Genomic DNA, 24,000 nt, shown 5'->3' with positions numbered 1-24,000 from the left:
GGCGGCGAAAGGTTAGCGGTCATAATCCGGCCAGCTTCGGTCCTTGTCAGAAATCTGTGCCGGCGCATCCACCGGCCACTTCACGGCGAAGGCAGGATCGTTCCAGCGAACACCGCGCTCGGCTGCCGGTGTGTAGAATTCGGAGACGAGATATGTCGCCTCGGAGTGGTCCTCCATGGTGAGAAAGGCGTTCGCGCAGCCCTTCGGTATCACCAGCATTCGTTGGTTCGCCGCTGAAAGTTCCACCGTGAGGTGCTCCTTATAGGTGGGCGATTGGGGCCGCAGGTCGATCAGCACGTCGTACAGGCTGCCCCGGATGCAGCGAAGCATCTTGTCCTCGCCATGGGGAGCCAGCTGGTAATGGAAGCCGCGCAGTGTGTGCTTGTGCCTGTTGTATGAAATATTCATCTGTACGACACGATCCGGAAGCCCCTGCTCGGCAAACTCCCGCGAACACCAGCCGCGTGCGAAGGAGCCCCGCTCGTCTTCGAATTTCTGCAGTTCCACCAGGGTGGCGCCGGGAATATCGGTCTTTATGAAAAGCATCGTAGATCCATTAGGCAAATGAGTGTCACGTCGGGGTCGCATCTCCGACGATCTCTCCTGAAGGTTGCTCGCGCCGGCGGTCCGCTTGTGCGATCGCGGTACGGCATCAGGCTTGCGCCGGATGCAAGAGGCGCGAGCCGTGGACTTCATAGCCGATAGGCACATAGGCTAGGTGTGAGAGTGCGCGTCTTACGCTTTCCCGGCGTTCCGGCTTGACCGCGAACATAAGGAATCCGCCGCCGCCGGCGCCACACAGTTTGCCGCCTTCCGCACCTGCGTCCCTGGCGAGGTCGTAGTGGCCATTGATCTCCGCGTTGCTCACGCGGGACGCCAAACTCCGCTTCATCTCCCACCCTGCGTGAAGGACGGCACCGAAGCGTTCTATGTCGATGACGGGCTCCGAAAAGATCTCCTGAAGCATGAAGGCATCGTCCCGCATCCGCCTGAGCGTATCGAGATTGCTTGACGTTTTCGCCTTCTGCTCTGTCAGCACGGAACTGGCCGGTCGCTGATGCGATGTCCAGAACATCATCAGGTTGCTGAAGAGATGTTCGACGGCGCCATTGCGCACCCGCTGTGGCTCGACCGTTACCGCGCCGCCCGGCTGGAAGCGGAACAGGTTCATGCCCCCGAACGCGGCGGCATACTGGTCCTGCTTGCCAATCGGTTCCTTGAGGATGTCCATCTCGATGTGACATGCCTCTTCGGCCAGTTGGCCCGGGGTGACACGTTCTCCCCGGAATGCATGCAGGGCGTTGAGCAGTCCCACCGTGAACGAGCTCGACCCCCCCATGCCCGTCGAGGCCGGCATGTCTCCGACCGTCGAGATGTAAATTGGCGGTTCGATCTCCAGGAAACGCAGGCATTCGCGAGCGATGTTGTTCTTGATCTCCCCTATGGTGTTTACCTGCTCCGTCTGTGAATAGTTCAAGCGGATGGGTTCATTAAAGATCACGCTGTGACGCTTGACGGTGACATAGATGTACTTGTCCACTGCTGCGCTGAAGACCGCGCCGCAATCGAGATTGTAGAAATCGGGCAGATCGGTACCGCCGCCAGCAAAACTGACGCGCAAAGGAGTGCGCGTCAGGACGAGAGACGGTAAACGCTGTGCAGCGCGATCGATGATGGTCGGAAGGTCCGGTCCTGAGCGGCGCTCCACGACTTTGGTCCCGTCTAGCTGTTCCATATTTTGCCCTCGAAAATCGACGGAATGAAAATTAGGCAACACGCGGCTGTGCCGTTCGCCAGCGCAGCTGATCATCGAGCATCCCCGCCTTGAGCAAGTGATCGAGCCAGCGCAGCCGCGTGAAGCGCTTGTCGGTAAAGTCTTCAAATGTAAGTGCGATCGAGCGGAACGCCTCGTAAAGCTCCTGCGCTCGCATGCGCGCCGTCCACTGAAACTCGAAATCCGGGAAAGTCCGTGAGAACTTGCTGAAGTCCGCCTTGTAGGTCCTTTGATCCGCGCCCGGCTTCGGTGTCATTGTGAGCTGCGCGCCGGGGACGGCCTCAACGGCGATCTCCGCTATCTCGCGCACCTGAAGATTGAGGCTTTCAACACCCATGTTGAACGCCTCATTGTGGATGTCCTGTAGCGGCGCCTCCAGCATCAATTTGAAATAGCGCGCGACATCCTGGACATGAACCACGGGCCGCCATGGCGTGCCATCGCTATGGACTTCGACACGTCCAGTGGTGAAGGCGCTGCCCATGAAATTGTTCAGCACGGTGTCGAAGCGCATTCGTGGCGAGAGACCATAGACGGTGCCGTTGCGGCAATAGACGGGCGAGAACCGGTCGTCCGCCAGCGCGCGCAGCGCTTCTTCGGCAACAGCCTTCGATTTTGCGTATTCTGTTTGCGGCGCCAGCGGGGCGGTTTCGTCGACGACGGCGGCTTCCGACATGCCATACATGATGCAAGAGGAGGAAAATAGGAACCGCCGGACGCCCGCCGCCTTGGCCATCGTGGCAAGACGAACGGTCCCTTCCGCATTGATCTGCCTCGTCCAATCCGCGTTGAGATTTCCGATCGGGTCGTTCGAGAGTGCCGCCAGATGGATCACCGCGTCAAAGCCCTGCAGATCCGGGGATTCGATGGCGCGCAGATCCTTTGTGATCTCGGGCACACTGGTATTGTCCGTTCCCAGGGTGCACGCACGAAAATATCCCATGTCCAGCCCGACCACCTCATAGCCCGCCGCCTGCAACACGGGCACCATGACAGAACCGAGATATCCATTGTGTCCGGTGACGAGAACGCGTGTTGGTTCATTCATGTCTGCCCTGCTCCGCTTTCGAAAGGAGTTGACGGGTGAGATCCAGAAGCGAGCATTGCTCGCTTACTTGCGCATATAGGCAGTCCGCGGCTTCGGCCGCTTGACGGTCACGATCGTCATCGCCGACAAAGAGTGTGCGTGTGAGGTCGAGATCAAAGTCGCGCTGTGCCTGATACAGCATGCCGGGTTTGGGCTTGCGGCAGTCGCAGCCGTCGTCCCAGCCGTGTGGGCAGTGGTAGATCTCCGCGATTTTGCCGCCGACGGCGTCGCACTCGGCGCACATGCGCTGGTGAAGCGCCTCGAGGTCAGCGGCTGTCATCGCTCCGCGCGCTATCCCTGCCTGGTTGGAGATGATGACTACGCGGTAGCCGGCCTCGTTCAGAAGGGCCAACGCCTGCTTTGCACCCGGAACCCACTCCCACTGGTCCCATGAACACACATATTGAGCCGGTGGCGGTCTGCAGTTGAGTACGCCGTCCCTATCTATGAGCATGGTTTTTTCGCGCCTCATAAAGCGCTCCGTCGCGGGTAGACGCTCGATCGAGCCCACGCTGTAATAGCGGTGCGCGCTCACGAAGCCGGCAAGGCGATGCTGCGTCGCGAGTGGCGTGTAGACGGCCTCCTCGAAGAGGGTGTCCTCGTCGGGCAGGAGTTCGAGTGCGAGATCGGTCAGTATGGCATAGCTGATCTCGACTCCCTGCAGCCCGGGCGTGGTGCGGAGCCGGTCGAAGACAGTCACATTGTCGTTCGCATCAAGGATCACGCTGCCGCGCGAATAGCCGTCCTTGTTGCTGTAGACCGTGATCATTCCAGGCTTGCCGGCCGCACAGAAGCGTTGCCACAGCCGCTCCATGCGCATCGGCCAGTAATTGTCGCAATACAGCAGCAGGAAGCACGGATCTATGAGGTGACGGGCATTGGATACCCGGCTGCTGGTGAGGTCGTCGGGACGGGTGAGGGCATATTCGATACTGAGCCCGAACCTGCTGCCGTCGCCAAAATGGTCCATCACCATATGGGGCAAATACCCGAGTAGAAGAAGAACCCTTTCGAACCCCTCCTGCCGCAGCTGTTCGATCTGGTATTCCAAAAAAGGGCGGCCGAGCACCGGCACCATTGGTTTCGGGCGATCGAGCGTGATCGGCCGCATGCGCGTGCCACGCCCGCCGGCCAGGATGACCGCCTGCCGCGGCCGGCTATAGGCGCGGCCTTCGACATCTGCCTTTTGCAGGCAGGGAGAGCTCGGCAGGGCAATATTCATTGACCGCGCTCCGGTCGGTCGGCGATGAGGTATCGCGTGATGGCATGACAGATCGCGGCGTGGACGTCCTCGACGAGTTCGTAGGTGCCTTTTTCAGACCGCACCCATACTGGCTGATCGACGAGCTCTTTAAGCGTGCCGCCGTCAAAACCGACAATGCCGATAGTGGCTACCTTCCTTTCGCGAGCGAGTTCGACTGCCCGCACGAGATTGAGCGAGTTCCCGCTGGCTGAAATCACTATGAGCACGTCACCTGGCTTGGCGAAGTTCTCCATCTGGCCGGCAAAGATACGCTCGTAGCCTTCGTCATTGCCGAGCGCCGTCATCCAGGAGACGTTGTCTGTCAGGCCCATGACCCGGATAGGCTGCCTTCCCGAGCGTTTCGTGGCCTTACCGAGGTCATTGACCCAGTGGGAGGCGGTCGCTGCGCTGCCGCCGTTGCCGGCGACGAAGACTGTGCCGCCCGCATCGCGTACGGCGCGCAGCATCTGAATCGCCTCCTGCACGGCATCCGTATCGATCTGCGCCAATGCGATGCACAGCGATGCCAGATAATTCTGCGTGTATTCTTTAGGCTGCAACCAGGGGGCATCATCCGCGAACATTTGCGACACCCCGTTACTCCCTAGATCGATCGCGAGCTCAGTCATGCCACCCTCGATTGCTTGCAATGGTGAGCCATCATCACAGCGTGCGAGCACTTCGAGTTCAATTGCTATTCCGAACGGGAAGCTGGCGGGCGGCGCTCTCATCGGAAGTACTTAAAAGGGGTATCCCTTGTTCTCTCCGTTGCGGCCCTGGACGTCGGCAGATGGCCATATCGGGCGTCAAGATCGTCATGGTGTCGCCCGACAACAATGCCGTAGGCAAACGCGCGGTGATGGGGCTTTACCTCCTGCTCGACGGCGCGAGGGGCCGCGCATTCCATGCGCTCTTTCGGCACCACAGAGAGAACAAGGGATATTCTTTTTAAGTACCTCCGATGAGCGCCGCCCGCCAGCTTCCCGTTCGGAATAGCAATTGAACTCGAAGTGCTCGCACGCTGTGATGATGGCTCACCATTGCAGCAATCGAGGGTGGCATGACAGAGCTCGCGATCGATCAGAGAGTGGTGCGCGAGCAAGTGCTTGGCGTACCCGTGCACGCTCTGGGCTTGGCGCAGGCAGTCAACTGCGTCTTCGACTGGGCCCTGCGGCGGGAGAGCCGAACGGTTTTTCTGTGTAATGTCCACAGTGTCGTCACCGCCCGCCGCAATCGCGCCCATGCCGAAGCGATGGATAGCGCCGACCTTGTCGCGCCGGATGGAGCGCCGGTGGCCTGGATGCTGAGGCGGCAGGGACACGCGGATCAGCCGCGCATCGCCGGACCGGACCTGATGTGGATTTGTTGCGGGAGGGCATCGGAACTCGGCTCGGCAATGTTCCTGTACGGCGGCAGCCCGGGCACCCTCCAGCGTCTCGAACAGTGCATTCGAACCGAGTTTGCCGGCATAAACATCGTGGGCTCTTACTCACCTCCGCTCCGCCCTCTGTCGGCCGAGGAGGATGAGGCAGTGGTCAGAATGATCAATCAGTCCGGTGCGAGGATCATGTGGGTGGGGCTCGGATGTCCCAAGCAGGAAAGCTGGATGCAGGCGCATCGCGGCCGGATCAATGCGGTCATGTTGGGGGTAGGAGCAGCTTTCGATTTCCACGCCGGAGATGTCAAGCGGGCGCCGCAATGGATGCAGAAGAGCGGGCTGGAATGGCTGCACCGGCTCTTCCAGGATCCCCGCCGACTGGCGAGCAGGTATCTCGTGACGAACAGCCTGTTCATCCTGGCTTTGCTGCAGGCATCGCTGCTTCCCAGGCGCAGACTTCGTAACGGTTAGAGGGAGGCGGAACCAGTGAACACACTCGGACCGCCGTATTGCCGATCTTCGCCAACTCCTTCACGGCCGGCTGTTCTTTGGCGCTGATGCTGGGAGGGGGCGCTGCCCATATCTGAACGGTGTGGCTTGCATCGCCTCGACAGGCACCTGACTGGAGGCTACCATGACTTTGAGCAAACAGGCCGCCAGTCTGGCTGTCCTGCATGTCGCCGACGTCCTGCAGCCGCTAATCATATTGCCCTATGCCGGGCGTGTCCTCGGACCCTTGAGTTTCGGGCGGTATGCCTATGCGCTCGCCATCGGACAACTCGCTACCGTCGTCGTGGCCTATGGATTTCATTGGACCGCGCAGCGCAGGGTTGCTTCCCTTCGATACGAGCCGGCGGCGATCGCGTCCCTGGTTGCTCAGGTCATGGCAACCAAGTCAGTGCTATTCGTTGCCGTATGCCTGGTCGGCCTTGTGCTGGCCGGCGACGTCCTGGCGCTTAGTAGGCCAACATTCCTGTGCGCGATGCTCTCGGCCGTCGGCAACATTATTTTTCCGGCCTGGCTCTTCGTCGGCCTGGAACGCGCCTGGCAGGCGGCTGTCGCGGTGGTTGTTGCTCGCGTTCTGGCGCTCGTCTGTTTCGTCGCCATGGTCGCATCACCTGACCAGGTCGCGCTCGCCGTTGCCATCCAGAGCGCAGTTCCCATCGTCAGTGGCGTCATCTGCTTACCTTTCATCCTTCCGATTGGGTTCGGCGGCTTCAGGTCCGTGACGCTTTCGACGATTGGAATGCAACTGCGCAATGGCTGGAGGGGATGCCTCTTCATAGCCGTGGAGACTGCCCTAGTCACCCTGCCTGTCGCCCTTGTCCAACATTTCGAAGGTTATATCGCAGCCGGACAATATTCTGTCGCCGAAAAATTCCTAGTAGCCGCGCGGGTATATTTTAAGTTGCTTATGGATACATTCATACCGAGGGTTTCATACTACGCTCATGTCGACCCTGCTGCAGGGGTACGACTTATAAGGAGATCACTATTCACCGTAGCAGCCGGAACGGCGATGAGTATTGGAATGTACTTTGTTGCTCCATATATAATATTTATCCTCTTTGGAGATGAATTTTCAGGAGCGACACCTTTCGTGCGAGCAATGGCAATTATACCATTTCTGATGAACATAAATACATTCACATCAAATATATTCATGTTTAGCTACGGATATGAAAATGAATGGTCCGCCCTTAATGCATCCGGTCTGCTAGTATTCCTGGTGGCCGCATATTTTTTGTCTTTCGTCATGGCTGAGCAAGCCGTTGTTTATGCGATGGTGGCGAAGGAAGTCATCGTGCTGGTGGTTTCAGCCGGCTTCTTCCTCATTGGCGGAGCGGCCGTCCTTCGCACCGCGGCTTGCGACGCAGGCCGGGTGCGAGGATATCCGCCGCTGTCCCAATCCGCACCGTTGGAGCACGAGGCCGATCGTTTCCGGTCGTAGGAGAGTCTGTATGTTCGCGCCTGATCACTTTGTCGTTCAGCCGTCCGGGTCGCCTCACCAGCCGATCCCCCCCAAGGATCGCGACGAACTGACCGTGAAAGACGCCTTAAGATTTGTTCGAAGCTGTTGGCGCCTTTGCCTCCTCTGGATGGTTGTGAGCCTTGGTGTCGGCGGCGCATATGTGGTCCTTTCGCCTGGATATTACACCGCCTATGCGACGATGCTCCTTTCATCTCCGCCCGCTTCGCAACCGGGCGAAGCTGAGGCAGATGAGCGGGTCTATGTAGAGAGCCAGATACAGGTCATTCAGTCGGACGAGGTCGTCGGACGCGTTGTTGACCACACTGGCTTAGCGGAAGACGAAGAGTTTGTGATGGACAGCTTGCGCACCCGGATCTCCAGCTATGTGCGGGGCCAATTGGCGTCTCTCTTCGGCACCGAACTGACGAGGGCGGAGCCAAATATTCGGCATGAGTCGATGGTCCTTGTGAGGCGCGCGTTTTCCGTTCGTCAGATGGGTTCCTCCAGCGCCGTCGAGATCGGGGTGACGTCTTCCGATCCTCAGTTCTCGGCCATGCTCGCGAATGCGATCGCCGACGGTTACATCGGAAATCAGCGCGAACGCCGGCAGGCGGCTCGCACGGAAGAAACATCTGATCTGCACAAGCGGCTGGCGGAACTTCGGGAAAAGGCTTTTGTGACCGAATCACTGACGGAACTGCCATCGGACCCTGAATCTGCGGAGAGGGCGAGAGTCCTTATCCGCGAGCAGCAGAGCGCGGCCGAGGTTTATCGCTCGCTTTACAATGCCCTTCTGCAGCGGACGCACTCCGATTTTAGCGCCTCGCTGATCCCGGGCGCAAGGGTGATCACGGCGGCCGAACCGCCTCGTCAACGCAGTTGGCCACCAACGGTCCTAATGGCAGCGCTCTCCGTTATGGCAGGTGGGATTGCCGGCGTTGGTCATGCATTGATCAAGCAAGCAATGAACCACCGCCTGATAACGGTCGAAGATGTGCACAGGTCGACCGGCCTTGATCGGATTGTAGGGATCCCCAGAATTCCCCGCCGCAGGTGGAATGTTGTGGGGCCATGCGAGCAGTTTTTGCAGCCCGTCTACTCAAAGGACGCTCCCGAGCTTCACAGCTCGCTGAGCAAGATTGCCACCCGGATGCGCGGAGTTCAGGGCCGCCAAGTGAGCAAGATTGCCACCCGGATGCGCGGAGTTCAGGGCCGCCAAAGCGGATTTGTAGTCGGCGTTGCTTCACCCCTCGGCAAGTCCGGAAGCTCCACGGTGGCGGTTCATCTCGCAAGGATCATTGCGGCGACCGGGCAAAAGACACTGCTCGTTGATGCCAATTGGCAAAAGCCATCAATGGACCAGCCAATGCTGAACGCGGAGCCAGGTCGCAAGCTCGCCAGGGCGTTTGCCACCATTCCCGCGGATCAGGAAGAGCTGGAAGTTCTGGTTCTCAGGCCCACGGGGTCAATCTCCGAGTTGAATGCCTCGCTCTCCATCTCCGCTGCACTCCAGCATCTGCAGCAAGAATACAGTTGTATAGTGGTTGATTTTCACAGCACCGACCGCACCGCTGATCTGGAAGCGGCCATGGGCGTCATCAACGAGGTCCTTTTGGTGCTGCAGGCACGCCGCACTTTCGCGGACCACCTCGAGAGAATCCTGCGCATCATCCCTGCAGAGAAACTCTCGGCACTAATTTTGACCAGGATCAACCGTGCGGCTTTCAGTCCTAACCGGGAATACAGGCCATGACCTCGCCAGCGACATTGTCATGCAGGAAGGGTTCAAAGCCGGTCGACCTCGTTTGCAGCCATTCCCCTGACGTGCTCGACTACACCCTCTTTCTCTCCGGCATTTGGCTGGCCTGCGCCCTCGCAATATCCCTGCGCCTGCTTGGCCTTTTCTTCATAGTGATGCCGGTCGGTGTCTGTCTGGCCTATGCCTTGCTGCGGCAGACGGTGCCGCCTCGTCTGCTGGCGGTCTACACCGCCTTCTGCCTCTTCATTGCCCTGCTGTCCAGATACAGGCTGATGCCGGATTCCTGGCAGGTTCACTTTCTTCAAGAAGCAGTCATAAGGCAAATCGTCCCGATTGTAGGATTCTTCGCCGTCGCATGGGCATCCAAGGCTTATTTCCGCCGCAGGCTGATGAGCGGCAATGCCTTTTTTGGTGCACCCGTTTTCCTGTTCCTGTCTCTCGTTGTCGCGCCGGCGGTGATGTTTCAGCAGGACGTGCAGTATCAGGGCGCATCTCCGCAAGCCACGATACCGATTCTTTACGGTTCGCTGATCAACAACATGGCCATTGCCGTGTTTTTCGTTGCAGGCGGTATTTTTCTGACGAACGACTGGCGCCGATACGGCGGCATTTTACTCTTATTGGGAATAGCCCTCGCCAGCCCCTTGGCTCAGTTCAAGGTGCTCGCGGTCACGATGATCGTCATTCTAATTGGCGTGCCCGGCCGGTTGATGGCCGCAGCTCTGGCGACCGCACTGACTTTTGCCTATGCAGTCGGGTTGAACTTCATACCTCAAACCTTTGCTCTGGACCCGAACTCCGGGATCAGACTCGCGTTCATTTCGGACGCACTCACATCCCTTGCGGATACATACGGATTTGGCATCGGATTTGGGAAGGAATCGGTCCGATGGCGATACGAGTTTCCCGGATTCGAGGATATTACTTTTCTTCCCGACACCAGGAGTACTACGCATGCCAAAATGCTTGAGATACTCTCGACAGGAATTCACAATTCGTTCTTTCAAGCCATATTGCGGACGGGGGTCATTGGTTTCATTTTGATCGTGTCTGCCATTTTGGTGGCCTTCCCGCCAAATCGACTGCCACGCGGTGTTAGCAATCATGCGTCCACAGTCTTCATCACGATTTTCCTCGCCATGTTCGTCAATCCAGTCCTGGAGAGCCCTCTACAGATTGTGGGAATTGCTTTCTTATACGGCTATTTGATTGCGCTTCGCGCCAGCGTTCCGGCCGTGGCTGTGGAACTTCCTCCAGTTGAACCGGGTCGAACGCAGCATTGCGCTTGTTCATACATCTGGCCGAACATGGATGGGGCCCACCCGACATCGGCGGGCTATCGGTCTCAGTAAAAGGGTGGCGTTGTACCGATTTTGGCGCGGCAGGAGCAGGAGAGCCTCCGCTAATGTGCCCGCTCATGCGGCAGCGCCGTGCCGGTTCCATCAGGAGTGCCTCGAAAGAGCCAGCGAGCCAGCCATTTTGCCTCGGCCTCGGCTATGCCTCCTCTGGTAGCATAGGTCATCCACTGCGCAGGTTCGCCTGCGCCGGAGAAACCCGTTCTAAGTCGCCCGTAGAGATACGGGGGCAACCCGTTGGGTGACCCATGAAGCTGTTGAGATCCTTGTTATCGGCGCTGTCGATGACCATGGCTTCGACCCGTCTCGCTTCGTTCGCTGGCGCCATCGCTCTGATTCCGACAGCGGCACTTGCCGACTACACGCTACAGCTCGGAGATACGCTGGAGGTATCGGTCCCCGGTATTCCGGATTTCAGGCAGCGATTGCTGATCGGAGTGGACGGCGAGGTGAACTTGGCGCTGGTTGGAGCGATTCAAGCCAGCGGCCTTTCCATTCAACAAGCGCAGGAAGTAATCGCTGGCAGTCTCGCCAGCAAGCAGTATCGGCGGGGGACCGCGGACGGCCCTGAAATCACGCACCTGATCCAGACCGACCAGGTCTTTGTTTCGCTTGCCGAATACCGGCCCATCTATGTTTATGGTGATGTGGCCAGGCCGGGAGAGTACATCTTCCGGCCGGGTGTGACCGTCCGACAGGCTGTGGCGGTTGCGAGTGGCTACAGCGCTGCCCAGGTTCGCATCGCCAATCCGCTCATGGAAGCGGCCGATTTCGGTTCCGAGTACAAAGCCCTATGGGCGCAATTCGCAACGGAACAGGCTCGCATTTGGCGCCTTCGCACCGAACTCGGCGAAGAAGTCGAACATGTCGAGAACGTGCCGGTGCCTGAGGCGCTCGCCGAACGATTGAAGCAAACGGCAACAGCGCATATCGAAGCTCGTCTGTCAGACAGTGAAAAGGACATCTCGGCGCGTCTTGCGGGTACGGCGCAGAAGCTGGCGACAAGCGCAATCCACCTTGCTGGTAGCCGCGGACCGGCCCGACATAACAGTCCATAGCTAAGCGAGAGGAGGGGGCCGAGACGCTCCCCGGCAGCGAAGGCTCGATACCGGCAATGTGGTTTCCTATCCCAACGGCTCGCCGGTGGGATCTCGGGCTTGCGCCCGGCGACGTTGTGGAGATCGTTTTGCCAAAGGCCGACTTTGCCGGAGCCGTTGCGTCGTCGCCACGGGCGTCAACGGTGCCGAACTGACATTCAACGGAGCGATCCCCGATGCGCGTTTTGCTAGTTCACAATTTCTACAGGATAAGGGCTGGAGAGGAGAGCGTTGTTGGGGAGGAACTCGCGTGCCTCAAGCAGAATGGGGTCGAGGTCGAGTTGTTCTCCGCCACCAATGACGATGTCGTGGGGGTCTCTCGAAAGATTTCGACCGCCCTAGGGGTTGTCTACAACCCCCACTCACGGCGGGCCCTGTCACGTAAGTTGAGGGAATTTTCACCGGACGTCGTCCACGTTCACAATTTCTTTCCCCTCCTGAGCCCCTCCATCCTGGATGCGTGCCGGGATGCCGGCGTGCCATCGGTAATGACCTTGCACAATTTCAGGATCATCTGTCCCAGCGCCCTGCTTTATCCTGATGAGAGGCTTCGGGAGCGAAGTCTCCACCACGCCTGCTGGTGGACCATTCCGAAGAAGGTCTACAGGAATTCCCTGCTGGGCACGCTCGCCCTTGCCGCAATGGTAGAGTTTCACAAGAAAACCGGCACCTGGTCTCGCAAGGTCGACCGCTTCATTGCCCTTAACGATTGGGTCAGGGGCAAGCTTGTGGAAGGAGGCCTGCCTGCCGAGCGTATCGTCGTCAAGCCGAACACGGTTGCCAGGCCGCCGATCTTCGGTGACCTTCGTCGCAATGGAGGGCTGTTCGTCGGACGACTGGATGAGCATCACAAGGGGGTGGCCACACTGCTCGAGGCGTGGAAGCAGATCGATTACCCGCTGCGGGTCATCGGCGAAGGGCCTCTGGCTCCGCTCGTCGAGCAGTCCGCGGGCGGGCGCGTGGAATATCTAGGGCCTCAGCCGCGCGAGACGGTGTTGAAGGAGATGCAGGCAGCAGAATTCCTGCTCTTTCCGTCGAAAGGGGCTGAGATGTTTCCTACTATGACCGTCCTCGAAGCCTTCGCGAGCCGGCTGCCGGTCATCTGTTCGGATATGCCGTGGATCAAGGGGGTCGTGGAGCCAGGCGTCACCGCCCTTGTCGTTCCTGCCGGCAATGCCGGCGCGTTAGCCGACCAAGTGCGTTGGGCGCTTTCAAACCGATCCGCCCTTGTGGAAATGGCAGACAGGGCCTATGCCGCCTATGAGGAGCGGTACACACCCGAGGCAAACCTCCGTCGGCTGATGGCGATCTACGAATCGGTGATCAGGCGTCCAGTCCGGGCCTTTGCGGCGGTGTCGTGAGGTGACGTCGGCGCCGGCAGGAGCCTACCAGGACCGGCCGAAGTTTCACGCGTTGTTGAGCGCGGCGCCGCCACGTCGGATGGCGGGGGTACTCCCTGTTCGTTGTTGATCAATTCGATCTTAGCGTGCCATGTGCTTCGCAGAGGTTCAAAGGCCTGCCCCGATCATGACCACGTCTCTAGCTTTCGTTGCTGCAACAGCTACGGGTGCATCGGGAGTTGTGGGCAGCCAATTAAACGGCTTGGGAAAATGCGTATTGTACTGACCCGGCGCGAACCTTTGGATTCGCCTGACGGAGTGAGCATCTTCATTGTGGCACTTGCCCAGGCGCTGATAGAGCTCGGGCACCAGGTCCAGATCGTAGTAGGCGCCTTCGAAAGCCACGCAAAATTTGAGCGGCTTCTTTCTCCTCGTCTCGTCTTGCCAATAATCGGATTGAGCCGGACACCTTTGACCGGGCCGGCCTCGGTCGCGGCGTGGCTGCGAGCGATCGGCATCATCAATCGCTTCCGGCCGGACCTTGTCATTCACAGCGAGGCGGTGCCGCTTCCGCTGCATGGCACGATCGTCCAGATCGTCCACGATCTTCAGAGGCGGAAAGGGGCGCTTGCGGCAGCCTGGCGAGCCATTCGACGGATAAGCACGCGGCGCTGCCACCACATCGTCGCCACTACGACCGAGCTTCAGGAAGAACTCGGGCGAGATCTTGGGCTGCCAAGAGTCCGAATCCTGAAAATTCCCGAATGCATCGATCGCCAGTCATATGCGTCTCGTGGGCTGGCAGATCGCGAGCGGGCAATCCTCCATGCCGGCACTTCGCCCTACAAGGTGCCGGAGGCGACGATCCGGGCATTCGGCGCCCTCAACGACACTTCCGTACGGCTCTACGTGACGGGTGACATCACAAGACCGGTGCGGGAGGCGGTCGATGCTCTTCCTGAACCGATAAGGCGGCACGTAGTCCTTCTCGGCATGGCAGAGGGAGCACGCGTTCGCGAGTTACACAGCCGCGTTCGCGTCGCCGCTTTCCCCACGCGCTATACGGTTCCTGTCGCCTCAGCAACGGTGATGGAGGCGATCGCCACCGGCACACCCATCGTCGGGTCTTCAAGGCTCAGCCGGGATCTGCTCGCGGATGACGTGAATGGGGCAGTGGTCGAACCACAGGCCGACGCGATGGCCGCAGCGCTGAAGGCGGTGCTGGACGATGATGACCTTTGGTCGCGTTTGTCGTCGGGTGCCCGCGAGAGGGTTAGACAGTTCGATGCTCACAGTGTTGCAAAGCAATATCTGGAGCTCGCGAACCCCTCTGGATTGCGGTCCAACATCGGAATCTCCGTGAAGGGGGAGGAAGACAAAGGGATTGACGAACCGCGGCTTGCAGATCGTCAGCGGCTTGCCAGGCCCCTTGCATCCCATTCCCTGAACGCTTCTTACGGTTGGGCAGGGCGGTGATCATCGGCTACTGTCGCATCAACACCTTCGAACCCGCCGCAAGGCTGGAGGCGCAGAGGCTTTATCTTGCCCGGCTGGGGGCCGAGAACTTCTTCTGCGAGAAAACCAGCATATTCGGTTCGACGCCGGAGTTGGAGAGGGCGATCGCCTGTACCAGGAAAGGAGACGTGATCGCCGTCACGAGGCCCTACCGTATCGCGCGCACAACCCGGGAAGTGCTGGCGCTCATCGAAAGGCTTGGCACCAAGGATGTCGGCCTTCGCATCGTCGACACACCTGTTGATACCAGCACGACGACGGGACGCATGATCCTTGCATCGGCGCCTCTCTGGACGCTTGGGATGTCCCCGCCGCGGTCAATGTTAGCAGACCTGTTTCTCTTTTGGCGTCGTCGTCGGTAGGTCCTGGTCGGATTCGACGCACCAGCGCACCCTCCGCTCACCGCCAGTTGAAGGCAAGCCGCAATGGCGGCCTAGGATCAAATGTCTTGCGCTCGATGGACCACCCGGCATGCACGGCCGCCGTTTCCCAGATGATGTTGCCGGGATTGGCGAGCGCGTAGACGCAGCAGTCCCTAACGCTGTGCTTTTCAGCGCCTTCCGATATCCGGGTATGGAACGACAGGCCGTTGGATGTCGGGGCGTCCCTGTCGTCCCGCGGCTCATTGTAGGTGTCCCGGCTCCGGCAGCGGTTGAACGAGCATCCGCCACTGCCGACATCATCCTGCGGGACGGCCGAGAAGGCGCCGTTGCCCTGTTGAACGGCATCGACGTCTTCGACAAGGCAATTGAAGCTTCCCTCCAGCATGACGCCAGCCCCGGTCGGGCTGTTATTATAGAAGACGAGTCCACGCCGAACGGCACAGCGATCCGAGTGAAAGACAGAAATATTGTCCTCTGTCCAGGAGGTGGGACCGTTCTCGGCCGAGAATTCTTCCAGGCTCGTATCCGGAGAGCGGTTGAACTGCACATTCTGTCCACGCGGGAACGGCCCGCGCGCGTCGTGGAGTTCGAGGAAGCTCATCTGGGTGCCCGGACAGTCGACGACATAGATGTTGGAGGAGCCGCGGGACGCCCTGACACGGATGATGATTGCATCGGGGCAGCTTTCCAGCTCTATGTTGTTGCGGTTCTGGCTTGGTCCGGTCCCCGAGGGGGGAACGCCGACATGATCGATCTCGAGATCCTGCAAGCGTATTCCGGCGGCTTCGCGGACGTATATCCCGCTGCCCATGGCATGACGAATGCGGCAGCTGCGGACAATGACTCCCTGATGGAGTATCGTGATCCCGTGGCCTTGGGGGGCATAAATGTCAAGATTTTCAATGATCTGCCCATCTGCGCGCGAGAGCACCGGTCCGCTTGGACGCAGAAAGGTGGCCGCGCCCCCGAACCATTTACCCCCGCCCGATCGCCCCATGCCCAGATGCAGCGCTGCGCCGACGACGCCCGAGACGGACAGCGCCAGCCCGGCAAGGAGACTGCGCCGATTAAGCCGGGACTCTAAGAGATTGCCGGCCGCGCGACCCGTTCGGGTGTCAGACGTCGGCTCCGCTTGTGCGGAGACGTCGAGGTGGCCGACGAGATGCGGAAGGGCATGCCGCATCCGTCCTCTCGGAAAGGCGGCGTCCTCGGCGAGGTTGTCGTCAGGCATCCCCATCTCCCCCTGTGCGCCAGCCGGCGCAGGTTCCCCAAGAATGCAGATTGGCGGCAGGCTTATGCCCGCACAGCATCTCGCCATTCAGCCCGCCGCGAAAGACCTTCATAAGGCTTAATACCGATGGGCAAAGTGCCATCTGCCGGATTCCCTGCCATTCTTTGAAGCTGGCGATAAGCGGAGCGCGAACCGATGTCGGTCGAGGCGGATGTCTTTGACTATGTGATCGTCGGAGCAGGCGCGGCAGGCTGCGTCTTGGCCAATCGTCTGGCGGCTGACGGGACCAATACGGTCTGCTTGCTCGAGGCGGGGCCGTCCGACAGCAGCATCCTTCTGCACATTCCGGCGGGGCTCTACAAGACATGCTCGAATCCCAAATATGCCTGGCAGTTCGAAACGGAGCCGAGCCCGGGAACGGCCAATCGTGCCATTCCGATGGCGCAGGGCAAGACACTAGGCGGGTCGACCGCAATTAACGGGATGATCTACAACCGTGGCGCCGCCGCGGACTTCGACGAGTGGGCCCGCCAGGGCAATCGCGGCTGGGGCTACGCCGACCTGCTGCCCTATTTCAAGAGAACCGAGCGCAGGCTTGGGGCATGTGATCCCTTCTACCGCGGGACTGACGGGCTGCTTCCGGTTACAGACTGCGATTGGCGACATCCGCTTTGTGATGCATTCATCGAGGCCGCGCTAAATGCCGGTGTCCCGCGCAATCCCGACTACAATGCGGCAAACCAAGCCGGCGTGGGCTACTATCAGCGCTATATAGAAAAGGGATGGCGCGTGAGCGCAGGGCGGGCTTTCCTACGGCCGATCGCCAAAAAGAAGAACTTGGATGTCCGCACGAACGCGCAGGCCACTGCCGTCCTCTTCGAGGGAAAGCGTGCCATGGGCGTTCGATATGCACGAGGAGGGCCGGGTCATCCAACGAGCTGTGTGAAGGCCCGTAACGAGGTGATCCTCTCGGCTGGGGCCGCGAACTCACCAAAATTGCTGCAGCTGTCGGGCGTCGGTGCTGCGGGTATGCTCTCCGAGCTCGGCATTCCGCTCGTGCACGAATTGTCCGGTGTCGGCGCAAATGTCCAGGACCACTATGCGGTCCACCTGATCGCCCGGGTAGAGGGTATTGAAACGGTTAGCGGACACGGCGTCGCCCTCCTGCGCGAGGCGGCCAAATGGATGCTGGGCCGCCCGAACTTTCTCGCCGTCAGCCCGTCGCTCGTCTACGGGTACGTCAACTCGCGGGATCTTCACTCCACCCCTGACATCCAGCTTGAACTTGCCTTGGGCAATTATGCCGACCACAGCGCGCGGCGGTTTCCAGTCATCAAGCTTGGCTACTATCAGTTGCGGCCGAAGAGCATCGGACACGTGCGGGCCGTCTCGGCCGATCCGTTTCGAGCTCCGCTCATCCAGCCCAACTACCTCGCCGATGATCAGGACCGGCAGGTCGTTGTCGACGGCATGAAGACTGTGCAGCAGCTGTTTCGCGCCCCCGAGCTAAGGCGCTACAACTGCACGGAAGAGCTTCCCGGCCCGAAGATAACGGACGACGCCGACCGTCTTCAGTTCGCCCGCGAAATCGGGCTGACCACGTATCATTTGTGCGGATCGTGCCGCATGGGCCCACTTGTCAGTGCTGCATCTGTCGTGGACGACCAGTTGCGGGTCCACAACATGCAGGCCTTGCGGGTGGTCGACGCCTCCATCATGCCCGCCGTTCCCTCGGCCAACACGTCGGCCGCTGTGTTTATGATCGCAGAGAAGGCGGCAGACATGATTCTTGGCCGACAGCCTCTTGCGGCGCTGGAGCACGATGGGCCGGCCCAACCTGCAGCGGCCGAATAGTCGAAAGTGAACGACAATTGGCGGGAGAATTCCTTGAAGAGACGTACACTTGTTGCCTCTGAATTCAACGCGAAGGATCGGGCACACTTTGCATTGGCTTATGAGTTCTGCCGCATCGTTGCCGAATGCGAGGAAGGCGATTTGATCGCCCCCGGCATCGACAACTACCTCACGAGGCGCTTTCACGCCATCTTGCCAAAACACGACGCCCACGACGTCCAGCGTGACTTCAACAGACTGACGAACGGGATTCGCAAAGGTCTGGGGTTAATGAATGCGCCAAGCATTGAGCATGTTCGGCTCACGCAAGATTATGACCTTTTCTTCTTCGTGGCCTGGAGCCCGCAAAGCCTTGTAGAATTGTCTCGCATCCACGAATGGCGCGGCCGCTGCAAGGTCGCTGTCGCGTATCTGTTCGAACTCTGGTCGAGCACGCTCGAACAGGACCGCCAATATCTCAAGCTCCTGGACCAGTTCGACTACGTGTTCCTGTTGCACAGCGCCTGCATACCGCGCCTGCCTCAATACACCCGCACGCCCTGCTCCTTTCTCCCCACGGCTGTCGACGGCCTTATTTCAACGCCGTATCTGTTGCCGGTTAAGCGCGTGGTCGACGTATATTCGATCGGCAACCGAGCCGCGAAGATACACGGACAGCTTCTGAAGCTGGCCGAAGAACGGGACCTCTTCTATCTGTACGACACGCTCGCAAGCACGGGTTCCCGGGTCAAGGACTGGCGTGAGCATCGGTCGCTGCTCGCCAACATCATCAGGCGCACGCGTTATTTCATGGCTTTCAGTCCAGCGACGCTGGCAAACCACAGGTCTGGCACGGTTGTCGGCGAGCAGGTGCTGCCTGCCCGTTTCTTCGAAGGGGCCGCGGGCGGCGCCGTCATGCTTGGGACCGCGCCGCAATGCGCCGAATTCAGCGAGCACTTTGACTGGCCAGACGCGGTGATCGAGGTATCACCAGACTCGAGCAGTATCGCAGACGTAATTGGCGAACTCGACGCGAACCCCCGCCGCACAGAATTGTTGCGCCGGACAAGTGCGGTCCGTTGCCTAGAGATGCATGATTGGGTCTACCGTTGGGATCACATCCTTGCCACGATCGGCATGGAGCCGCCCCCACGCCTCCACGATCGCAAGCTCCAGCTGCGACGGATCGCCGCCGATGCAATGGCGCTCGCCTAGACGATCAGGCTCGAAAATAGACCCGGTTTCGGGTTTCGGTGCTCAAGCGGTGCCCAAACAAAGAGAAAGGGCGGCAGTTTCGACCCGGTCGCTTCCGTCGGAGCGTCCGCCGCTCCAGTTCTGCGCGCGAGAGCATATCATTTCGAGGTACTCGAAGGGCTAACAGGCGCCGGAAGCGGGCAAGGAAGCTCGGTATGTCCGCCGGCTCTACCCTTTGGGGTTAGAGCTTATGCCGAATTGGATTCGCACAGTGTCGCTGCCATTCTCTGGCCATTCTCTGTGCTACCCGCAGCCACCGCAATCGAACTTCGCGTGAAGGGGCAATGATCGCAGGGGACGGGTGCCAGGTCACGCTGGGCACTCCGGTGGTTTTCAGCAGAGGAGGGGGGTCGTTGCGACATTGGTGGATGGATGCGGCTTTGAACGCAGGTGAACGTCATGGCACTTCTTCATGAAGGCCCCCGTGCGGGCGCCACGTCAAACGCACCGCTGTCGAACGTGCCCCTCAAGGTCAATGTTCTTCTGCAGTCGTTTCCGCTTCTCGAGGCAATGTCCGTCGTGCTGCTCAGCATCGTCTCGGGAATGGTATATGATCTTGTGAGTTTCGGACATTTCGGCGAGTACGGCCGGAACTTCGGGCTCGGTGTTGCTGTAGCCGCCCTTTTTTCGACTTCCGCATATGCGCGCGGCCTGTATCTGAGTTCCGAGCTGCGGTCGCTGGCCTCTCAGATCAAGGAGGTCGCGCTGATCTGGACGGCGGTCTTTCTTTGCCTGTCGGTTGTGGCGCTTGCACTCAAAGTGGGAGACATGTTTTCGCGCCAAGCCGTCATGCTGTTCTTCGTGACGGGACTTAGCGGCATCATCTTCGTGCGCTTGGGCGCCGGACGACTGTTTGCCTCCTTGACCAGGTCGGACATGCTTGCCAAACCGCAAGTAGTGATCGTAACGCAATCGGACGTGCGCGTGCCAAGTGGCGTTGTCCAGGCAATCGAGGCTTCCGGATGCGAGGTCTGCCAAACGATTACGTTGCCGGCTGCATCCAGCGAGGGCTCGCTCCTTGAGTGTATGGATAAGCTCATTGAACATGTGCGTCGGCGTTCTGTCGACGAGATAGTCCTTGCTGTCAGTTGGGCTGACATATCCCTGATTGAGAAAATCACGGCCCACCTTTGCGTGGTTGCGGTACCCGTAAGGCTCCTTCCGGACCACGTCGTTAGCGCGCTCTTGCAGCGACCTGTCGTCAACCTGGGGGGGACGAGGGCGATAGAACTGCAAAGCGCGCCCCTGACGGCGCCTCAACTCCTTATGAAGCGGCTCTTCGATCTCGTGCTGACCATTGTCGCCCTTCCATTTCTTCTGCCCCCTTTGGCCGTTGTAGCGGCGCTGATTGCGATCGAATCCAGGGCGCCGGTGCTCTTCTGTCAGCGTCGGGCCGGGTTCAATGGCCGCACGTTCAAGATCTATAAGTTCCGAACGATGACGATCCTGGAGGACGGGCCCGTTGTCCCTCAAGCCTGCAGGGGCGATCCCCGCGTCACCCGCGTTGGGCGCATATTGAGAAGGTTCAGTATCGACGAGATTCCGCAGCTATGGAACGTGCTGAAGGGCGACATGTCGTTGGTAGGCCCACGGCCGCACGCGCTGGCGCACGACAGCGAATACAGCCAGATCATCTCTCTCTATCCGGCTCGGCACAAGGTGAAGCCGGGGATCACCGGCTGGGCACAAATAAATGGCTGGCGCGGCGCGACGCCTGATGTCTACATGATGATCAAGCGTGTCGAACACGATATGTGGTACGTGAACAACTGGTCGGTCTGGCTCGACGTAAAGATCCTGCTTCTGACCATCCCCCGCATCTGGACGGGGCGAAACGCCGTCTAGCCCAACTTTGCCGATTCGTGGCCGCTGGAGGCGATTTTGTGTGGCAAGTGATTGATTTGCAAGGAGTGGCGGCCGGCCGACGATCCTATAAATTAACTGCCGAGCACAGCGACCGCTCAATGCATAACCTGCGACTTCAAGCAAAACTGCCCACACGGCAACGGCGTTGGCAAGTTACCGCTTGGGAGCGGGGAGGAATGCTATGACTCGAGCGATTGACGAAGATCGTGTCTCTCTGGTCGTGAGTTCCCACTCGAATCGAACGATCTCGACGCCAGACAAACGAGGATGACGGCTTCTGTGAGTCCGCAACAAACCCGAACCACTGACCGAACTGCGGGGCCTCCCCCTGTCGAGAATGCTACGGCGAGGTTAGTTCCCCAAGGTCGGCTTGCATGCATCAAAGGGCAAAATATCCTCCTCAGTTCAACGCAGGGGCTAGTTTTTGCGCTCAATGACACTGCGGCGGATATCTGGCGCTCGCTTGAAGAAGGCGTGCCGGTCGAGGCTATCGTGGGCGAGATGGCAGCCCGTGGCGTTGATAGGCAAGAGGCCGATGGCTATGTCGAGGCTGCCCTTCAAGACTGGGAACGGCTCGGCCTAATCCAGCCTGCTCCACCGCCGTGCCCAACCGCAGCTCATCAACACATCTGCCAGGTCGTTGCTGTTCCAGGCGTGTGTGTGCGCATACTGTATCCGGCGGCCGTTGCCTGTCCGGCCGCGACCGTGTTTCAGCATCTCGAAGTTCGAAACAGGGTCGCCGACGTTCAATTCCATCTGGTTGAGCGCGGGCAGCGGATCCACCTGTTCCGGGATGGCCACTGGACTGATTCCTGTGGTCGAGACGAGATACCCATTATGGTCAAAGGGCAACTGCTGGCCGAAGTGCTTGGGCACAGTGAATATGAACTCGCCCTCCACGCGGCGGCGCTGTTCAAGAACGGCCGCACGCTCCTCCTTTGTGGTAACCCTGGCTCGGGCAAGACGACGCTGACCTTGGCGCTGGTCCACGCCGGGTTTGGCTTCGCGGCAGACGATGTGACACTTCTCGACTCGGCCGGACAGGGTATCGGCCTTGCTTTTGCGCCTGCAGTCAAATCGGGATCATGGTCCATTCTCGGACATTATTTCCCCGAACTCGGCAGGTCTCCGGTATACCGACGCCCCGATCGCAGGCGCGTGCGTTTTCTTGTGCCCAAGGATCATGTCCCTCCCGTTCCCCGGCCAGTGGGCTGGGTGGTCTTGCTCTGTCGGACGCAGGATGCCAAGCCTTCCCTGCGGGTGATTGACCCGACCGACATCCTGGGTGGCTTGCTGAACGGCGCCTTTGCGCGGAATAAAGAGCTAAGCAGCACCGCATTCGACGTTCTTTGCCAAGTCATCCGATCGGCACAGGGCTTTTGCCTGACCTATGCCAAATTGGATGACGCGTTGGAACTGCTGAAGGCGGCGTGCCGATGAAGCCCACCGGGGAGGCGCTCGAGGCCCTGATCGCGGGACTTAACGGCCGCCAGGTGGTAACGGCCGACTGGCTGTCGGTGATTGCACTGGCCAACCACACTCTGCTTACGCCTGTCTTGTTCGCCACTCTTGCGCACACGGGCCAGCTTGACCGCCTCCCCGAAGACGTAGGCCAGTATCTTCAGTTCATTTACCGCTGCAACCGGGACCGCAATTTGCGCTTGCGCAGGCAGCTGAATGAAGCCGTTGCTGCCCTCAATCAGGGGGGCGTCGTTCCGATCCTGCTCAAAGGGGCCGTTCCCTTGTTCCTTTCGTCGAGCGGCAGGGTTCCCGACAGAATCATGAGCGATCTCGACTTGGCTGTGGAAACGGCCAAAGAAGGGGCTGCCCGGGCTTGCCTTGCAAAGCTTGGCTACGTCGAAGTGACGGTCCCTGGTGGCATGGCGCGCCCGCAAGACGTCGGTCTCCTGGAACTCCGGCCGTACCGGGAGATTGACCGCGAGCCCCCGAGGCTTACCCGCCGTCACGGCCTTAGGGCGAAAATCCCCCCTCCACAGTCGCGGGCGCTCCACTGGATCATGCATGATCTTATCAAGGAGGCGGACTACTGGCGTGGAAGGACCGACTTTCGCCACCTTTTTGATCTGGCACGGCTGGCGGAACAACATAAGCTGGATTGGGCGGTGCTCCGAACATCCTTGCCCGACCAGAACGCGCGGAACGCGTTCGATACTCAACTCCTGGCATTGAGTCACTTCTTTGGCGTCAGAGCACCGGCGCAATATGTGCGGCGCCCATGGGTTCGCTTTCAACACTGGCGGCGTGTCTTCCCCTTGTACCATCCCGTCCTCGGCGTTTCATTGCGCCTAGTCGGCAATTCGCTGTGGGGTATGTGGCGACTCCTACATGGCGATGGCTTGGGCCGACGAAGTCCCCTCGACTTTGGACGCCGCGCCACGAGCATCCTCCTTGACGGCGATCTCGGGTCAAAAGTGTAGTAATACTTAATTTCCTGAAGTGTATCTTGACGGCAACTTGTCTTCACGACACCCATATGTCATATTATGGCGTTAGGTGTCACATTAGTTCAGAGTTGTTATTCACAAAACGGGAGTACATTAGATGAAGAGCAGGAAGTCTTCCAAGGTAAAGACAGATAAACGTATCCCAGAAGAACAGGCGCGTCGTGAATTTCTAAAGAATGCCGGACGTTTTGCTATTGTAACACCTCCATCCATCGCTCTGTTGCTTGGGACGAGCTTAAACTCGAAAGCTATTGCCGCATCGCATGGCGGAGGTCCCGGACATGGGGGTCCTCCTGGCCGACCATAGATGACGCGTAGTCCGAATAGACGCGGCGCGAAAATTTGCGGAAAGCTAGCTCGAGTCACCCGTCCTGCACGCAAGAGCGCGGAAGGTGTCGGCCCCACTGCGCTTATAGAGGCGGAGGCACGAGTCGAGCGGGCGTCCGCG

Annotated in this window: 19 protein-coding genes and 2 pseudogenes; 15 read left to right on the top strand and 6 right to left on the bottom strand. The window is 59.6% G+C overall.

Features of this window, described 5'->3' with window-relative positions; all coding sequences use genetic code 11:
* Positions 1-12: 12 nt before the first annotated feature.
* The 5 genes from rfbC to NKH23_RS16050 form a co-directional block, all read right to left on the bottom strand.
* Complete coding sequence (rfbC, locus tag NKH23_RS16070; protein ID WP_352916544.1) at positions 13-546, bottom strand: dTDP-4-dehydrorhamnose 3,5-epimerase; 534 nt, start codon at positions 544-546, stop codon at positions 13-15.
* Between the two features lie 106 nt (positions 547-652).
* Positions 653-1,810 carry a GHMP family kinase ATP-binding protein gene (locus tag NKH23_RS16065; RefSeq protein ID WP_352916542.1) on the bottom strand — a complete coding sequence of 386 codons (1,158 nt, stop codon included), beginning with the start codon at positions 1,808-1,810 and terminating at the stop codon, positions 653-655.
* Complete coding sequence (locus NKH23_RS16060) at positions 1,767-2,822, bottom strand: NAD-dependent epimerase/dehydratase family protein (RefSeq protein ID WP_352916541.1); 1,056 nt, start codon at positions 2,820-2,822, stop codon at positions 1,767-1,769. The genes NKH23_RS16065 and NKH23_RS16060 overlap by 44 nt, the downstream gene beginning before the upstream one ends.
* Positions 2,815-4,083 carry an HAD-IIIA family hydrolase gene (locus NKH23_RS16055; RefSeq protein ID WP_353017104.1) on the bottom strand — a complete coding sequence of 423 codons (1,269 nt, stop codon included), beginning with the start codon at positions 4,081-4,083 and terminating at the stop codon, positions 2,815-2,817. Before NKH23_RS16055 ends, NKH23_RS16060 begins: the two co-directional genes overlap by 8 nt.
* Positions 4,080-4,733, bottom strand: coding sequence for an SIS domain-containing protein (locus tag NKH23_RS16050; RefSeq protein WP_352916538.1), 654 nt, complete (start codon positions 4,731-4,733; stop codon positions 4,080-4,082). The genes NKH23_RS16055 and NKH23_RS16050 overlap by 4 nt, the downstream gene beginning before the upstream one ends.
* Positions 4,734-4,884: 151 nt before the next feature.
* On the opposite strand from NKH23_RS16050, the pseudogene NKH23_RS34610 reads away from it, so the two are divergent.
* From NKH23_RS34610 to NKH23_RS16005, 9 genes and pseudogenes are all read left to right on the top strand, one after another.
* Positions 4,885-4,999: pseudogene (locus NKH23_RS34610) on the top strand (bifunctional Delta(1)-pyrroline-2-carboxylate/Delta(1)-piperideine-2-carboxylate reductase); the annotation flags it as partial.
* Between the two features lie 165 nt (positions 5,000-5,164).
* On the top strand, positions 5,165-5,953 hold the full coding sequence (locus NKH23_RS16040) for a WecB/TagA/CpsF family glycosyltransferase (RefSeq protein ID WP_352916536.1): 789 nt from the start codon (positions 5,165-5,167) through the stop codon (positions 5,951-5,953).
* Between the two features lie 163 nt (positions 5,954-6,116).
* Positions 6,117-7,433: an oligosaccharide flippase family protein gene (locus NKH23_RS16035; RefSeq protein WP_353035065.1), complete on the top strand. Its 1,317-nt coding sequence runs from the start codon at positions 6,117-6,119 to the stop codon at positions 7,431-7,433.
* A 10-nt stretch (positions 7,434-7,443) separates the two neighbouring features.
* Positions 7,444-9,207: a GNVR domain-containing protein gene (locus NKH23_RS16030; protein WP_352916532.1), complete on the top strand. Its 1,764-nt coding sequence runs from the start codon at positions 7,444-7,446 to the stop codon at positions 9,205-9,207.
* Entirely contained in the window at positions 9,204-10,565 is a 1,362-nt protein-coding gene (locus NKH23_RS16025; protein ID WP_352916530.1) for an O-antigen ligase family protein, read from the top strand. The genes NKH23_RS16030 and NKH23_RS16025 overlap by 4 nt, the downstream gene beginning before the upstream one ends.
* 251 nt (positions 10,566-10,816) lie before the next feature.
* Complete coding sequence (locus NKH23_RS16020; protein WP_353017106.1) at positions 10,817-11,626, top strand: polysaccharide biosynthesis/export family protein; 810 nt, start codon at positions 10,817-10,819, stop codon at positions 11,624-11,626.
* A 215-nt stretch (positions 11,627-11,841) separates the two neighbouring features.
* Positions 11,842-13,026, top strand: coding sequence for a glycosyltransferase family 4 protein (locus NKH23_RS16015; RefSeq protein WP_353035062.1), 1,185 nt, complete (start codon positions 11,842-11,844; stop codon positions 13,024-13,026).
* A 249-nt stretch (positions 13,027-13,275) separates the two neighbouring features.
* Positions 13,276-14,481 (top strand): glycosyltransferase family 4 protein, encoded by a 1,206-nt coding sequence (locus NKH23_RS16010; protein ID WP_353035060.1) that lies wholly within the window; start codon positions 13,276-13,278, stop codon positions 14,479-14,481.
* On the top strand, positions 14,478-14,882 hold the full coding sequence (locus NKH23_RS16005; RefSeq protein ID WP_352916522.1) for a recombinase family protein: 405 nt from the start codon (positions 14,478-14,480) through the stop codon (positions 14,880-14,882). The genes NKH23_RS16010 and NKH23_RS16005 overlap by 4 nt, the downstream gene beginning before the upstream one ends.
* A gap of 37 nt (positions 14,883-14,919) precedes the next feature.
* Here NKH23_RS16005 and NKH23_RS16000 read toward each other — a convergent pair whose 3' ends face one another.
* On the bottom strand, positions 14,920-16,134 hold the full coding sequence (locus tag NKH23_RS16000) for a right-handed parallel beta-helix repeat-containing protein (RefSeq protein ID WP_352916520.1): 1,215 nt from the start codon (positions 16,132-16,134) through the stop codon (positions 14,920-14,922).
* Positions 16,135-16,329: 195 nt separating this feature from the next.
* Between NKH23_RS16000 and NKH23_RS15995 the strand changes: the two genes are divergently transcribed.
* The 6 genes and pseudogenes from NKH23_RS15995 to NKH23_RS15970 form a co-directional block, all read left to right on the top strand.
* Entirely contained in the window at positions 16,330-17,988 is a 1,659-nt protein-coding gene (locus NKH23_RS15995) for a GMC family oxidoreductase (protein ID WP_352916518.1), read from the top strand.
* Positions 17,989-18,021: 33 nt separating this feature from the next.
* A complete protein-coding gene (locus tag NKH23_RS15990) occupies positions 18,022-19,182 on the top strand; it encodes a glycosyltransferase family protein (RefSeq protein ID WP_352916517.1) in 1,161 nt (386 codons plus the stop codon).
* A 438-nt stretch (positions 19,183-19,620) separates the two neighbouring features.
* On the top strand, positions 19,621-21,066 hold the full coding sequence (locus NKH23_RS15985) for an undecaprenyl-phosphate glucose phosphotransferase (RefSeq protein WP_352916515.1): 1,446 nt from the start codon (positions 19,621-19,623) through the stop codon (positions 21,064-21,066).
* Positions 21,067-21,354: 288 nt separating this feature from the next.
* A complete protein-coding gene (locus NKH23_RS15980; RefSeq protein ID WP_353035057.1) occupies positions 21,355-22,527 on the top strand; it encodes a PqqD family peptide modification chaperone in 1,173 nt (390 codons plus the stop codon).
* Positions 22,524-23,525, top strand: a complete 1,002-nt coding sequence (locus tag NKH23_RS15975; protein WP_352977541.1) for a nucleotidyltransferase family protein — start codon at positions 22,524-22,526, stop codon at positions 23,523-23,525. The genes NKH23_RS15980 and NKH23_RS15975 overlap by 4 nt, the downstream gene beginning before the upstream one ends.
* 124 nt (positions 23,526-23,649) lie before the next feature.
* Positions 23,650-23,832, top strand: a pseudogene (locus tag NKH23_RS15970) (hypothetical protein); the annotation flags it as partial.
* Positions 23,833-24,000: the final 168 nt, after the last annotated feature.

Source organism: Mesorhizobium sp. M1328, from assembly GCF_040318075.1.
Lineage (GTDB): Bacteria > Pseudomonadota > Alphaproteobacteria > Rhizobiales > Rhizobiaceae > Mesorhizobium.
The sequence above is the reverse complement of the archived record's forward strand: the minus strand, read 5'-3'. Positions and strand labels throughout refer to the sequence as shown.

What these genes read in the sequence shown, in the direction of transcription:
- rfbC (WP_352916544.1), bottom strand. Translation starts at nt 546, where the DNA reads ATGCTTTTCATAAAGACCGATATTCCCGGCGCCACCCTGGTGGAACTG.
- NKH23_RS16065 (WP_352916542.1), bottom strand. Translation starts at nt 1,810, where the DNA reads ATGATCAGCTGCGCTGGCGAACGGCACAGCCGCGTGTTGCCTAATTTT.
- NKH23_RS16060 (WP_352916541.1), bottom strand. Translation starts at nt 2,822, where the DNA reads ATGAATGAACCAACACGCGTTCTCGTCACCGGACACAATGGATATCTC.
- NKH23_RS16055 (WP_353017104.1), bottom strand. Translation starts at nt 4,083, where the DNA reads ATGAATATTGCCCTGCCGAGCTCTCCCTGCCTGCAAAAGGCAGATGTC.
- NKH23_RS16050 (WP_352916538.1), bottom strand. Translation starts at nt 4,733, where the DNA reads ATGACTGAGCTCGCGATCGATCTAGGGAGTAACGGGGTGTCGCAAATG.
- NKH23_RS16040 (WP_352916536.1), top strand. Translation starts at nt 5,165, where the DNA reads ATGACAGAGCTCGCGATCGATCAGAGAGTGGTGCGCGAGCAAGTGCTT.
- NKH23_RS16035 (WP_353035065.1), top strand. Translation starts at nt 6,117, where the DNA reads ATGACTTTGAGCAAACAGGCCGCCAGTCTGGCTGTCCTGCATGTCGCC.
- NKH23_RS16030 (WP_352916532.1), top strand. Translation starts at nt 7,444, where the DNA reads ATGTTCGCGCCTGATCACTTTGTCGTTCAGCCGTCCGGGTCGCCTCAC.
- NKH23_RS16025 (WP_352916530.1), top strand. Translation starts at nt 9,204, where the DNA reads ATGACCTCGCCAGCGACATTGTCATGCAGGAAGGGTTCAAAGCCGGTC.
- NKH23_RS16020 (WP_353017106.1), top strand. Translation starts at nt 10,817, where the DNA reads ATGAAGCTGTTGAGATCCTTGTTATCGGCGCTGTCGATGACCATGGCT.
- NKH23_RS16015 (WP_353035062.1), top strand. Translation starts at nt 11,842, where the DNA reads ATGCGCGTTTTGCTAGTTCACAATTTCTACAGGATAAGGGCTGGAGAG.
- NKH23_RS16010 (WP_353035060.1), top strand. Translation starts at nt 13,276, where the DNA reads ATGCGTATTGTACTGACCCGGCGCGAACCTTTGGATTCGCCTGACGGA.
- NKH23_RS16000 (WP_352916520.1), bottom strand. Translation starts at nt 16,134, where the DNA reads ATGCCTGACGACAACCTCGCCGAGGACGCCGCCTTTCCGAGAGGACGG.
- NKH23_RS15995 (WP_352916518.1), top strand. Translation starts at nt 16,330, where the DNA reads ATGTCGGTCGAGGCGGATGTCTTTGACTATGTGATCGTCGGAGCAGGC.
- NKH23_RS15985 (WP_352916515.1), top strand. Translation starts at nt 19,621, where the DNA reads ATGGCACTTCTTCATGAAGGCCCCCGTGCGGGCGCCACGTCAAACGCA.
- NKH23_RS15980 (WP_353035057.1), top strand. Translation starts at nt 21,355, where the DNA reads ATGACGGCTTCTGTGAGTCCGCAACAAACCCGAACCACTGACCGAACT.
- NKH23_RS15975 (WP_352977541.1), top strand. Translation starts at nt 22,524, where the DNA reads ATGAAGCCCACCGGGGAGGCGCTCGAGGCCCTGATCGCGGGACTTAAC.